The sequence below is a fragment of the Amycolatopsis orientalis DSM 43388 genome (assembly GCF_000411975.1).
GTDB classification, from domain to species: domain Bacteria; phylum Actinomycetota; class Actinomycetes; order Mycobacteriales; family Pseudonocardiaceae; genus Amycolatopsis; species Amycolatopsis orientalis_D.
This window is the reverse complement of record NZ_ASXG01000093.1, coordinates 1-11,710: the sequence shown is the minus strand read 5'-3', so window position 1 is coordinate 11,710 and position 11,710 is coordinate 1. Positions and strand designations below refer to the sequence as shown.

The 11,710-nt window shown below is 70.8% G+C and carries 14 protein-coding genes; 7 read left to right on the top strand and 7 right to left on the bottom strand.

What is annotated here, in order from left to right:
* Positions 1–176: 176 nt before the first annotated feature.
* Positions 177–743, bottom strand: coding sequence for a peptide deformylase (locus L942_RS18240; RefSeq protein WP_037361889.1), 567 nt, complete (start codon positions 741–743; stop codon positions 177–179).
* Positions 744–882: 139 nt separating this feature from the next.
* On the opposite strand from L942_RS18240, the gene L942_RS18235 reads away from it, so the two are divergent.
* Positions 883–1,191, top strand: a complete 309-nt coding sequence (locus L942_RS18235; protein ID WP_009084016.1) for a DUF3263 domain-containing protein — start codon at positions 883–885, stop codon at positions 1,189–1,191.
* Complete coding sequence (locus L942_RS18230; RefSeq protein WP_106964934.1) at positions 1,188–1,853, top strand: LytR C-terminal domain-containing protein; 666 nt, start codon at positions 1,188–1,190, stop codon at positions 1,851–1,853. Before L942_RS18235 ends, L942_RS18230 begins: the two co-directional genes overlap by 4 nt.
* Before the next feature lie 248 nt (positions 1,854–2,101).
* Here the strand turns inward: L942_RS18230 and L942_RS18225 are convergent, their stop codons facing one another.
* Together L942_RS18225 and L942_RS18220 are read right to left on the bottom strand one after the other, a co-directional pair.
* A complete protein-coding gene (locus L942_RS18225; protein WP_037361886.1) occupies positions 2,102–4,390 on the bottom strand; it encodes an AAA family ATPase in 2,289 nt (762 codons plus the stop codon).
* Between the two features lie 54 nt (positions 4,391–4,444).
* Positions 4,445–5,311 carry an alpha/beta fold hydrolase gene (locus L942_RS18220; protein ID WP_037361884.1) on the bottom strand — a complete coding sequence of 289 codons (867 nt, stop codon included), beginning with the start codon at positions 5,309–5,311 and terminating at the stop codon, positions 4,445–4,447.
* 50 nt (positions 5,312–5,361) lie between these two features.
* Between L942_RS18220 and L942_RS18215 the strand changes: the two genes are divergently transcribed.
* A complete protein-coding gene (locus L942_RS18215; RefSeq protein ID WP_235079234.1) occupies positions 5,362–5,997 on the top strand; it encodes a winged helix-turn-helix transcriptional regulator in 636 nt (211 codons plus the stop codon).
* 1 nt (position 5,998) lies between these two features.
* On the opposite strand, the gene L942_RS18210 is transcribed toward L942_RS18215, so the two are convergent.
* A complete protein-coding gene (locus L942_RS18210; protein ID WP_037361882.1) occupies positions 5,999–6,610 on the bottom strand; it encodes a nitroreductase family protein in 612 nt (203 codons plus the stop codon).
* Positions 6,611–6,695: 85 nt separating this feature from the next.
* Between L942_RS18210 and L942_RS18205 the strand changes: the two genes are divergently transcribed.
* The gene (locus L942_RS18205; protein WP_037361880.1) at positions 6,696–7,343 is read left to right on the top strand and encodes a TetR/AcrR family transcriptional regulator; all 648 of its coding nucleotides are present in this window, start codon (positions 6,696–6,698) and stop codon (positions 7,341–7,343) included.
* Here L942_RS18205 and pssA read toward each other — a convergent pair.
* On the bottom strand, positions 7,340–8,308 hold the full coding sequence (gene pssA / locus L942_RS18200) for a CDP-diacylglycerol--serine O-phosphatidyltransferase (protein WP_037361879.1): 969 nt from the start codon (positions 8,306–8,308) through the stop codon (positions 7,340–7,342). The two genes, L942_RS18205 and pssA, sit on opposite strands and share 4 nt — an antisense overlap.
* A gap of 2 nt (positions 8,309–8,310) precedes the next feature.
* Positions 8,311–9,024, bottom strand: coding sequence for a phosphatidylserine decarboxylase (locus L942_RS18195; protein WP_037361877.1), 714 nt, complete (start codon positions 9,022–9,024; stop codon positions 8,311–8,313).
* Between the two features lie 225 nt (positions 9,025–9,249).
* Between L942_RS18195 and L942_RS44930 the strand changes: the two genes are divergently transcribed.
* Complete coding sequence (locus tag L942_RS44930; protein ID WP_200862858.1) at positions 9,250–9,417, top strand: hypothetical protein; 168 nt, start codon at positions 9,250–9,252, stop codon at positions 9,415–9,417.
* Positions 9,418–9,465: 48 nt separating this feature from the next.
* Here the strand turns inward: L942_RS44930 and L942_RS18185 are convergent, their stop codons facing one another.
* The gene (locus L942_RS18185) at positions 9,466–9,756 is read right to left on the bottom strand and encodes a GlsB/YeaQ/YmgE family stress response membrane protein (RefSeq protein WP_037361873.1); all 291 of its coding nucleotides are present in this window, start codon (positions 9,754–9,756) and stop codon (positions 9,466–9,468) included.
* A 61-nt stretch (positions 9,757–9,817) separates the two neighbouring features.
* Here L942_RS18185 and L942_RS18180 point away from each other — a divergent pair, with 61 nt between their 5' ends.
* Positions 9,818–10,363, top strand: a complete 546-nt coding sequence (locus L942_RS18180; protein WP_037361871.1) for an ArsR/SmtB family transcription factor — start codon at positions 9,818–9,820, stop codon at positions 10,361–10,363.
* 20 nt (positions 10,364–10,383) lie between these two features.
* Positions 10,384–11,619 (top strand): MFS transporter, encoded by a 1,236-nt coding sequence (locus L942_RS18175; protein ID WP_235079231.1) that lies wholly within the window; start codon positions 10,384–10,386, stop codon positions 11,617–11,619.
* The last annotated feature ends 91 nt before the right edge of the window (positions 11,620–11,710 follow it).

Sequence of the window (11,710 nt, the reverse complement as noted above, 5' to 3'; positions counted from 1 at the left end):
TCAGCCCGCCAAGGCGCGAGCTCCCGCGTTGCATTCGGTTGAGGTTGCTGTCCCGACGATGCCATGCGGTGTCGGTCCAGCACAACCCCGCCGCCCGTCTGGCCGAAACAAAACGAGGGCCTCCCCGACGAAATTCGGGGAGGCCCTCGGGAAAACCAGGAGACGCGGTACGCGGGTCAGGCGTCTGCCGGTTCCTTCGGCGGCAGCCAGGTCAGGCCGGGCACGCCCCACTTGTTCTTCTTGAGCATCTTCTTCGCCGCGCGCGCGTGGCGGCCGACGAGCCGGTCCAGATAGATGAACCCGTCGAGGTGATCGGTCTCATGCTGAAGGCAGCGCGCGAAGTAGCCGGTGCCCTCGACCTCGATCGGATTCCCCTCGACGTCGAAGCCGGTCACCTTCGCCCATTTGGCGCGCCCGGTCGGGTACGACTCGCCGGGGGCGGAGAGACAGCCCTCCCAGTCGTCGTCCGGGTCCGGCATGGTCTCCGGGATCTCGGAGGTCTCCAGCTTCGGGTTGACCACCACGCCCTTGTGCTGCGTGCCCTCGTAGTCCGGGCAGTCGTATACGAATACCCGCAGGTCGAGCCCGATCTGGTTCGCCGCGAGGCCCACGCCCTCGGCCGCGTACATGGTCTCGAACATGTCCTCGACGAGGGTGGCGAGCTTGTCGTCGAACTCGGTGATCTCGCGCGTGGGCTGGTGCAGCACGGGTTCGCCGGCGATGCAGATGGGGTGGACGGTCACGGACGCCGAGTTTAGTCGGACCCTTCTGATAGACCTGGATCGGACCGTGACGCGCCGGGTCGGATGCCCATGTCGAGCATGGGTTCCGTGGTTCAATGACGCCCGCGGAAGGACTGCCGACACCGATTGCGAGGACCGCATGGACGCCGCGGAGTCGATGGCTGGGAACCAGCCGTCGCCGCCGGAAAATGTCGGTGGCCTGACCGAACGCGAACTGGACATCCTCGCGTTCGAGCGGCAGTGGTGGCGCCACGCCGGGGCGAAGGAGAACGCCATCCGGGAGCGCTTCGGGCTGTCCTCCACCCGTTACTACCAGTTGCTGAACACGCTGCTGGCCAAGCCGGAGGCGGTCGCGGCCGATCCGATGCTGGTCAAGCGGCTGCGCAAAACGCGCGCCGCCCGTCAGCGCAAACGCGGGGCCCGGCGGTTGGGGATCGAGCTGTCATGAGCGTCTTCTCGGGACTGTCCCGGCCGTTGAAGGCCGCGGGAGTCGCGCTGATCGGGGTGGCGGTCGTCGCCGCCGTCATCGGCGGGGTCACCGTGCTCAACACCGGCGGGGAGCAGAACGCCGGACCGAGCACGTCCGGCGAGCCCACCGCGCCCGGCGGATCGTCGTCGTCCGCGCCGCAGCAGCCGTCCTCGGCGCCCAGCTCCGCGCCGTCGTCGCCCGCCTCCTCGTCGGCTCCGGCCTCGTCGTCCGCCGCTTCCTCGGCCCCGGCCTCGGGTCAGCCCGGGCAGCCGGGCGGCCAGCCGGGCCAGCAGCCCGGGCAGCCCGGGCAGGCCGGTCCGGACCAGCAGGCCTCGAACAAGTGGGTCACCCTGCGGGTCTACAACAACTCGCTGATCAAGCACCTCGCCGAGCAGGCCGCCGCCGATTTCCGCGGTTCGGGCTGGAACGTCGCCGAGGTCGGCAACTATTCGCAGGGCAACATCCCGACGACCACGGCCTACTTCCGGCCGGGCACCGACGAGGAAGCCGCCGCGAAACAGCTGGCCAGCGAGTTCGGCTTCCAGGCCCAGCCCCGGTTCGAGGGCATCCAGAACTCGAGCCCCGGGGTGATCGTGATCATCACGAAGGACTACCAGCCCGGCGGACACAAGGGCAGCTGATCCCGGTCTGTGACGGCCCGCGCTCCGGCGCGGGCTTTGTCCTGTTCGGGGTGGCCCGTTTGGTGGTGCGCCGTTGTCCGGCTGGGCGCGTGACGCTCGGCTGCTCTGCGTTCGATGCCGCGGTGGTGCGTGGGCAGGGGATTCGGGGCGCACTGGGGCGTGCCGTGTGGCTGGTTCGGTGCGGCGGGACGGCTGGCAGGAGACGTGAGTGCTGGCGCCGGTTCTAACCGGCGCCAGCACTCACGAGCTCACCGTTCCTGCTGCGCCTGCGCGTAAGCCTCCAGCGTCGCCAGCTGCGCCGCGTCTAGGGAGGGCCGTACCGCCTCGCGGGCCTTCGCCAGGTGCGCCGCGGTCACTTCGCGCGCCTCCAGCGACTCGCGCATCGCCGTCAGCGCCGCCTCCCGGATCAGCGCGGCGCAGTCGGCGGCCGAGTAGCCCTCCAGCGCCTCCGCGGTCGCCGCGAGGTCCACATCGGATGCCAGCGGCGTGTGCTTGGCCGTCGCGGCGAGGATCGCGGCGCGGGATTCGGCGTCCGGCGGCGGGACGTAGATCCGCCGCTCCAGCCGTCCGGGACGCAGCAGCGCCGGGTCGACCAGTTCGGGCCGGTTTGTCGCGCCCAGCACGACGACCTCGCGCATCGGTTCGACGCCGTCCAGTTCGGTGAGCAGCGCGGCGACCACGCGGTCGGCCACGCCGGAGTCCGACGACTGGCCGCGGCGCGGGGCGAGCGCGTCGATCTCGTCGAGGAAGATCAGCGAGGGGGCGGCGTCGGCGGCGCGGCGGAAGAGGTCGCGGACCGCGCGTTCCGATTCGCCGACCCATTTGTCCAGCAGTTCCGCGCCCTTGATCGCGAACACGTTCAGCGCGCCGGTGCCGGCGAGCGCCCGGACGAGGAACGTCTTGCCGCCGCCGGGCGGACCGTACAGCAGCACGCCGCGCGGCGGTTCGATGCCGAGCCGGGCGAACGAGTCCGGGTAGCGCAGCGGCCACAGCACGGTTTCGGTGAGCGCTTCCTTGACCGACGTCATGTTGCCGACGTCGTCCAGCGTCAGGCCGCCGGTGGCCAGGTTGTCCGAAGTGGACAGCGAGATCGGCCGGACGGTGGCCAGCGCGTCGAGCAGGTCCTGCTGGGAGATCTTGGGTTCGTCGGCGTCCCGCTGCCGCAAAGCGGCCCGCAAGGCCGCGTCGCGGCGCAGGGCGAGCAGGTCGGCGGCGACGAAGCCGGGGGTCCGTTCGGCGAGCACACCCAGGTCGGCACCGGATTCGACCGGTACGTCGCGGAGCAGGATCCGCAGCAGTTCGACGCGCGTTTTCGCTTCCGGCAGCGGCAGTCCCAGCTCGCGGTCGAGCAGGTCGGCCCCGCGCAGCCGCGGGTCCACCGACTCGGCCCGCGCGGTCGTGGCGACCACGGCCAGGCCGTCCCGGCGCAGCGCGGCGCGCAGTTCCTCCAGCACCACTGTGGCCACCGGCGGCGGCTGGGTGGCTGGGAGCAGCGCGTCGATGTCGTTGATCAGCAGCACGCCGGGACCGTCGCCGTCCGCGGCCCGCTCGATGGCCTCGCGCAGCGAACGGTGTGCCGCGTTCGGTTCCAGCACCGCGATATTCGGCGCGGTCACCGACACCACCCGCACCTTCTCCGCCGCGGCGACCGACCGCACGAGCGTCGCCTTGCCGACGCCCTCCGGTCCGGACAACAGCACGCCCAGGTGCGCCGAAGTGCCCAGCTTCGCCAGCAGCTCCGGCCGGTGGAACGCCAGATCGAACCACTCGGCCAGCTTGCGCGCCGCGTTTTCCGCCCCGACCAGATCAGCGACCGGCACCGGCTCGTCCAGCTCTTCCTCGCGAGCCTCGGTGACGACCTCTTCGACGATCTCCGCGTCGAGGTAGTCCTCAGCCGCGGTGACGGCGGTGGTGCGGACGAGCGCGGTCGCGCTGCGCGTCGGAGCTTCGCTGGCCGGGGTACCGGTGCGCGCGCCGTCGCGCCAGCTGACCACAGTGGACGGTCCGACGACGACCACGCCTGCCGGTTCCGTCGCGGTGACGGTGAGCAGTTCGTTGGTCCACGTCGCCCCGATCACGCGGGACAGCTGGCCCCGCACGGCGGCGACGTCCGACCCCGGCGCGGGCGCGAGGTCTTGCGGCAACAGGGAAACCGCGTCGCCGCGGGTCAGCACCTTGCCGGTGAGCGCGAGCCGCAAGGTCTGCGGCGACACCGAAACCGACGCCAGCCGAGACCCGGACACGGTGACCGTTCGGGCCGCGGTGACCTCCGCCGGCGAGACCACGATCTCGCCGCCTTCCGCGACGCCGAGGTTCGACATGGTGACGTCATCGGTCAGCACGACCCCCGGCGTCGCCTCCTCCGCGGCGGGCGCGGCCAACGCGGCACTGCGCCGCGCGCCGGTCAGATGCACGGCGTCCCAGGCACGCAGGCCGAGCGCGTCGAGCACTTCCGGGTGCAGCCGGACCACGCCCCGCCGCGCGTCGAGCGCGGACGGCGTGTGCCGGACGGTCAGGGTGATCTGCGGATCGCTCACCCTGCTCACCCTAATGAACCGAAGGGCGGTTGTGCGCGAACGAAAGAATCGCGCCTACCGCGGCGCCGACCAACCGCGGATTGCGGTGACGAACTCCTCAGGCGCGTCGGACTGCACGTAAAGGCCTACGCCATCGAGGGCCACGGTCTGGTGATCGGGGAAGGACGCTTCCAGCCGTTCGCGTTCCCGGGGGCGGAAGCCGATTTGCGCGTTGCCCCACACGATCAGGGTCGGCAGCTCCGGGAGGCCTGCCTCCACCTGCGCGAAGAAGGCCCGGCTGACGAGAAGCCGCCCGGGCAGGACAGCGGAGGCCTGGCGTCGTTCGGGCGTGTCCATCGCGCGGAGGTAGTGGTCCATCTCCGCCGCGGTCACCTTCCGCCTTCGGTGGCCCATCGGGAGGAACGCCTTGACGACAAGGTTGAACCGCCGGGCCAGGAACCGCATCGGAGGTCCGCCGGCGATGCGGCCGAACGCCTCGAAGTACGGGTCGCCGTTGACCGGCCAGGCCCAGGCGTTGACGAGGACCAGCCGCTCGAACACACCCGGCCGGCGCTGTGCGGCAGCCAGGCCGATCGGCCCGCCCCAGTCCTGTCCGACCAGGGTGGCCCCGCTGAGGCCGAGCGCGTCGACGAACCCGGTGACCACGTCGGCGTGTTCCTCGGGCAGACCGCGGTAACCGGGCCGTGCCGTCGACAGCCCGAAGCCCGGGTAGTCGAGGGCGACGCAGCGGAAGTCGTCGCGCAGTGCGCGGATCACGTCGCGCCAGAGGAACGACCAGGTCGGATTGCCGTGCAGGAACAGCAGAGTCGGACCGGAGCCCTCGTCGACGTAATGCACGGTGTGCCCGTCGATGTCGACGAACCTGCTGGTGAACGGGAACAGTTCGGAGTCGACCCAGGCGGGCCGTGCGCTCTCCGCCATGTCGCCCCCTATGCTTGAGCACCACAAGCGTACTTGAAATTGTCAAGTGGATGGACATCATGCGCGGCTACGGCCAGTACTGCGGGCTCGCCCGGTCCCTCGAAATCGTCGGCGACCGGTGGAACCTGCTGATCGTCCGCCAGCTCCTGCTCGGCCCCGCGCGCTACCGGGACCTGATCGAGGGGCTTCCGGGCATCGCGACCAACCTCCTCGCCGACCGGCTCCGCGACCTCGAGGCCGCGGGGGTGGTGGAGCGGCGGCTGGCGGGCAAGGGCAACGCGGTCGAGTACGCCCTCACCCAGTGGGGTTCCGGGCTGCGCGAGCCGATCGAGAGCCTGATCCGCTGGTCGACGCCGTTGATGGGCCGCGGCCCGGAAGGCGATTCCTTCCGCCCCGAATGGCTCGCGCTCGCCCTTCCCGCCCTGCTCGGCGCCCGGGTCAAGATCCGAACCGCGGCGACGGTCGGGCTGGAATTCGGCGGCCCGTCCTATCAGGTACGCGCGACACGGTCCGGCTTCGAGGTCGGTCCGCGGGACGGCCGGGAGGTCGACGCCACCGTCCGGGGCGGGCCGGCCTGCGTCCTCGGACTCGCTGCGGGCGCGCTCGCGCTCGCCGACGCCGAAGCCGCCGGGATGATCGAAATCGACGGCGACGCGTCGGTGGTCCGGGCCGTGTTCGCCGCCTGAGTCAGTGCCTCGCCCAGCCGTCGAAGGAGAGGATTTCGGCCACGTCCGGGCGGGCGGCGGGGGAGAACTCGCGCTGGGTCGAATAGGCCACCGCGAGCAGCCCGATCTGCGCGACGTCGTCCGGGATGCCGAGGATCCGCGCGACGTCCGCCTCCCGTCCGCCGAGGTGGTAACTGCACAGCGAACTGGCCAGCCCGTGCGTGCGCAGCGCGAGCTGGAAGCTCCAGATCGCCGGGTAGATCGAGCCGTAGTACGCGGAAAGCTCGGCGGTGCCCGTCGGTACCGGTCCGGGCATGCACGGCAGCACCAGCGCGGGCACCTGGTCGAGATGCTCCACGAGGTACCGCGCCGAGGTCGCCATCCGGGGGCTGACGAGGTGCGCGTACTTCCGCCACGATTCCTCCGCGCCCTCGCGCGTGATCGCGGCGATCTCCTGGCGTACCGCTGGATCGAGCACGACGACCCAGCGCTGAGCGGTGAGCAGGGACCCGGCGGCCGGGGCTTGCTGCGCTATCCGCAGGCAGTCCTCGAGTACGGCTTTCGAGACCGGCCGGTCGAGGTCGAGCTTCCGCCGGACGGAGCGGGTCGTGGTGAGCAGGGTGACGGCATCCACTGTGGACCTCCCAGGCTGGTACTTACAGCGTAAGCGTACGGCGTAAGTACGCGGCTGTCGAGGACTTACGCCGTAAGCTGGCGCGATGGTCCGGGAAACCCTGACGCGCGAAAAGGTGCTCGACGCGGCGCTCGCTCTCGTCGACCAGCACGGCATGGCTGCCCTGTCGATGCGCAAGCTCGCCGCGGAACTGGGCGTGGAGGCGATGTCGCTCTACAACCACGTGCGGAACAAAGGCGATCTGCTGGACGGTCTCGTGGCCCGGATGTTCGAGGCCGTCCAGGTGCCCGACCCGGCCGCGCCGTGGGACGTCCGGGTCCGCCGCCTGGCCGAGGGGCTTTACGCGCAGTTCCGGCGGCATCCCGCGGTGCTGCGGACCCTGGCCGCCCAGGAGGCCAACCCGCGTTCGCCGGGGGCGTTGAAGGTGATCGACAGCCTGCTCGGCGCCCTGCTGGACGCCGGATTGGACGACACCGAGACCGTCCGCGCCTACCGCTCCCTGACCGGCCTCACGTTTGGTGCCGCACTCGCCGAAGAGACCGGCTTGGCCGGGGCGCCGCTGGATCGTGCCGAGCCGGTCGACGACTGGTTCCGGCGCATGGCGACACCCGCGGAGACGCCGCATCTGCACCGCTTGCTGCCAGTGCTGACCGACGCGGACTGCCGCCAGGATTTCGAGACCCAGCTGGATCTGGTGCTGGCCGCGCTGCGAGCGCGGAAGGCCGGAAACTAGCGGCGCCGGATGCCGATCCGGCGCCAGCTCCGCCGCCGCTGCGTCGGCCCGGACGTGGCCGCGCTGTGGTCCCGCTCCCGCAGGTTCCGGCTCCGCACCAGGTCCGAATTCGTCCGCCGTACCGCGCGCATCGCGGCGCCGGCGACGCGGCCCGAGGCGGGGCGCAACCGCAGCCGCCGGTGACTGCGGGCGCGGCGGATCGCGCGGCGTTCCCGCGGCGGCACCTCCCAGGCCTCCGGGTGCGCGGCGAGCCAGCGGTGCCGGTAGACCGAATACGGGATGTGCAGCAGGTACAGCACCAGCGCGATCGCCAGCGCCACCAACGGGAACACGATGATCGCGGCGGCCAGCAGGCCGACGCCCACCAGCAGCGGGGCGATCGCCTTCGCCGGGGCCTTCACGGTTTTCAGCGAGAGCGTCGGGATGCGGCTGATCAGCAGCGCGGCGACCGCGATGGTCCAGACCAGCACCACGTACTGCTCGGACCACCAGCCTTCGCCCCACTGCAGCGTGGCGATCAGCGGCAGCATCGCGACCAGCCCGCCGGCCGGCGCGGGCACGCCGACGAAGAACTCGGCGGCGTACGGCGGCTGGTCGGTGTCGTCGAGCAGCGTGTTGAAGCGGGCGAGCCGCAGGATCATGCAGACCGCGAAGATCAGCGACGCGACCCAGCCGATGCGGTCGCCGTGCGACTGCCAGATGTAGAGCACCAGCGCGGGCGCGACGCCGAACGAGATGCCGTCGGACAGCGAGTCGAGTTCGGCGCCCATCTTGGACGTCGCGTCGAGCAGGCGGGCGATCCGGCCGTCGAGGCTGTCCAGGACAGCGGCGATGCCGATCGAGCCGATCGCCATCGCGTAGTTGCCGGTGAGAGCGAACTGCACCGAGGACAGCCCGGCGCAGAGCGCGAGCACGGTGATCGCGTTCGGCAGCAGCCGGACGCCCGGGGTGGTCACGCGGACCATGGTCAGCTTTCTCCCTGCGCAGGAAGTTCGGCGAGCACGGTTTCGCCGCCGACCGTGCGCTGGCCCTTGGCCACCACGACGCGGCTGCCCGGCGGCAGATAGGTGTCGACGCGCGAGCCGAAACGGATGATGCCGTAGGTCTCGCCGGCGGCCACCTTGTCGCCCTCGCGGACGTCGCAGCGGATGCGGCGCGCGACCAGCCCGGCGATCTGCACGACGACGAGCTCGTGGCCGTCGACGGTGTGCAGCACCAGCGAATTGCGCTCGTTGACCTCGCTCGCCTTGTCGAGGTCCGCGGAAAGGAATTTGCCCGGCTTGTACGCCACCTTCGAGATGACGCCCGCCGCCGGCGTGCGCTGGACGTGCACGTCGTAAACCGACAGGAACACGCTCACCCGCATCCGCGGTTCGGCGGGAAGGCCGAGCTCGGCGGGCGGGACCGCTTCCTCGATGAGCGAGACGGTGCCGTCCGCGGCCGAGATCGCGACGTTGTCGCGGACCGGCGGCACGCGCTTCGGCTCGCGGAAGAACGCCGACATGCCCGCGGTGGCGAGCGCGCCGGCCACGCCGAGGCGCTTGGAGAACCGGCGCAGCAGGAAGGTCGCGGCGAGGCCGCCGAAGAGGAACGGCCGTCCTGCCGGGTGCATCGGCGGAAACGTCTCGCGGGCCAGCTGGACGGCGTGCGCGAGGGGGTTACCGGTGGGCTGGCCGCTCATGGGTCGAGTTCCCCGCTGTTCGTCTCGGTCGGTGTAAGGGTCCGATTTGGGCTTCCCCACGCTACCGCCCGCCTGCGGCGGACCCGGCGGCCCCTGGTCGTAAGGGTTGTCCCGGCGCGGGTGGGCGCGACCACAAAGCGGTAACGACGCGTCGAACAATCCGATAACACCGGGTAGTCGACGCCGCTCGGGACCGGTGCCCGGGCCGACCTGGCGAGGGAGACGATGGCGGTACCCGATCTGCTCGCGCGGCTGTTGCGCGCCTGGCGCCGGGATGTCCTTTCGGCGCCGATTCCGCAGCTTGTCGACCCGGCGCAGGCCGTTCGGCTCGTGCGCGACGCGGCCCGGGTGCATGCGTCCCCCGACGAAGCACGCACCCGGGCGCGGAACTGATCAGTTTAGCCCGCTGACCGGGTGTTCTGACAGATCGTCGGAAAACCGTTACCAACGGTCACGATCGCGCCGGCCGGAGGTCGCGGCTCCGACCAGCCGCAAGACGAGCAGCAACACGATCGCGCCGAGGATGGCGACGCCGAAGCTCGGGAAGTCGAACTCGAAGCGCCGCTGCTCGCCGGTCGCGAGCCGGTAAATGAAGCCGCCGAGGGCCGCCCCGACCACGCCGACCAGCACGCTGACGAGGCAGCCCTGCCGCTGCCGCTCCCGGCCGCCGACCACGAGGTTCGCGATCCAGCCGACCAGCGCGCCGAAGACGATCCACAGGATGATGCCCATGCCCGCGAGGATACCCGCGGGCTATTGGACAAGAGCTCTTGTACAACTACTCTTGTGCTTTATGGAGGTTCGCGATTCCCAGGTGCTGGCCGCGATGTCGCATCCGCTGCGGCGTCGCCTGCTGGATGTGCTGAAGCTGGACGGCCCGGCCACCGCGTCGGTGCTCGCGGAGAAAACCGGGCAGGCGGTGGGCAACGTGAGCCACCATCTGAAGGTGCTTTCCGAGGCCGGTTTGGCGGTCGAAGCGCCGGAGCTGGCGCGCGACCGGCGGGAGCGGTGGTGGCGGCGTCCTTCTGCCGCGCTGTCGTGGGCCACTTCGGACTTCGCCGGGGATCCGGTGGCCGACGTCGCGGAGGCGGTCAGCCTGGATCGGCAGATGACGTTGTCCCGGGCTTGGCTATCGGAAATGGAGACGGCTCCCGAGGAATGGCGAGCCGCGTGGTTCTCCTCCGATTCGTGGATGCGGTTGACGCCCGCGGAATTGGCGGAGTTGAATGAGCGGCTTGTTGCGTTGTTCGAGGAATTCGGCGCCAAGGCGGCAGCGGATCCTTCGCCGGAACGGGAACCGGTTTTCGTGTTTGGGCGTGGGTTCCGAGCCCAGCCGTGAGGGGTGCCGCGTTCCGTCTCTTGTGGACTGGACAGACGGTCAGCACGATCGGCAGCGCGGTGGCTGGCGCGTCGGTTCCGTTGGTGGCATTGCTGGTGCTGCACGCCTCGACGTTCGAGGTCGCTTCGCTGACCGCGGCGGCGTGGACCCCGTGGCTCGTCGCGGGTTTGCCTGCCGGTGCCTGGGTCGACCGGTGGCCCAAACGGCGGGTGATGCTGGTCTGTGACGTTCTCCGGCTGGCTGCTTTTGGTGCGGTGCCTGTTTCGTGGGCACTCGGATGGCTTTCTTTCGGGGTGCTCCTGGCCGCCGCGGTGGTCGGCGGATTCGCTACGGTTTTCTTTTCTCTCGCTTATCGGGCTTTCCTGCCGTCCGTTGTGGACGATGCGGATCTGCTGGGAGCCAATGTCCGGCTTCAGGGCGCGGAATCCGCCGCCCAGGTCGGCGGACCTGGTTTGGCCGGACTGCTGGCTTCGGCGTTCGGGCCGGTGAGCGGGGTGCTCGTGGATGCGGTGAGCTTCGGGTTTTCCGCGCTGTGCTTGGGTTTCCTGCGGGCGGACGAACCGCCGCCAAGGCCGCGGACGCGCTTGCGTGCCGAAATCGGCGAAGGCATGCGGATCGTGGCCCGAGATGCGTACTTGCGAGTGCTGGTGCTGTCCGGCGGGGTCGCGAACCTTGCCCTGAACGGGTTTTACGCGGTGTCGGTGGTCTTCCTGGTCGACGGGCTAGGTCAGGGTCCTGGTGTGGTCGGACTCGTGCTCGCGCTCGGCGAGGCAGGCGGAGTGCTCGGCGCGACGCTGGTGAGCCGGGTCGCCCGGAGAACCGGCACGGCTTGGGGCTTCCTGTGGTGCGAGGCGCTGGTAGTGCCGGCGATGCTGCTCGGCCCGCTAGCGCAGCCGGGATGGGGATTGACGCTGTTCGTCCTCGCCGGAGCGGGCATCGCGGCGGGGGTGGTCGGGTCGAACGTGCTGGGCGCCACGTTCCGGCAGCGGTATTGCCCGCGCCACCTCTACGGACGGATCAGCGCGACCGCCTCGATGGTCAACTACGGCACGATCCCGCTGGGCGCCCTGCTAGGCGGAGCACTCGGACAGGCGGCCGGAGTGCGGGCGGCGATGTTCGTGATGGTGGGCATTCAGCTGGCTTCTCTGGGGGTGCTCCTGCTGGGGCCATTGCGGCGGACGCGGGACTTTCCCCAAGGCGGGCTTGCTGTGGACAACCCGGCTCAGGGTGCTGGGGTTGTCGGTGGGGGCGGATAGGCTGGACAAGGGCAGCCCCCCAGAGGAGGGCGGGGGCTGTGCCGGCGGGGGCTGTGCCGGCGGGGGCTGTGCCGGCGGGGGCTGTGCCGGC

Excerpts from the sequence above, each read along its gene's own strand:
- L942_RS18235 (WP_009084016.1), top strand. The coding sequence starts at position 883 with ATGGACGCCGCGGAGTCGATGGCTGGGAACCAGCCGTCGCCGCCGGAA.
- L942_RS18230 (WP_106964934.1), top strand. The coding sequence starts at position 1,188 with ATGAGCGTCTTCTCGGGACTGTCCCGGCCGTTGAAGGCCGCGGGAGTC.
- L942_RS18220 (WP_037361884.1), bottom strand. The coding sequence starts at position 5,311 with ATGGCGGAGAGCGCACGGCCCGCCTGGGTCGACTCCGAACTGTTCCCG.
- L942_RS18215 (WP_235079234.1), top strand. The coding sequence starts at position 5,362 with ATGGACATCATGCGCGGCTACGGCCAGTACTGCGGGCTCGCCCGGTCC.
- L942_RS18205 (WP_037361880.1), top strand. The coding sequence starts at position 6,696 with ATGGTCCGGGAAACCCTGACGCGCGAAAAGGTGCTCGACGCGGCGCTC.
- pssA (WP_037361879.1), bottom strand. The coding sequence starts at position 8,308 with ATGGTCCGCGTGACCACCCCGGGCGTCCGGCTGCTGCCGAACGCGATC.
- L942_RS18195 (WP_037361877.1), bottom strand. The coding sequence starts at position 9,024 with ATGAGCGGCCAGCCCACCGGTAACCCCCTCGCGCACGCCGTCCAGCTG.
- L942_RS44930 (WP_200862858.1), top strand. The coding sequence starts at position 9,250 with ATGGCGGTACCCGATCTGCTCGCGCGGCTGTTGCGCGCCTGGCGCCGG.
- L942_RS18185 (WP_037361873.1), bottom strand. The coding sequence starts at position 9,756 with ATGGGCATCATCCTGTGGATCGTCTTCGGCGCGCTGGTCGGCTGGATC.
- L942_RS18180 (WP_037361871.1), top strand. The coding sequence starts at position 9,818 with ATGGAGGTTCGCGATTCCCAGGTGCTGGCCGCGATGTCGCATCCGCTG.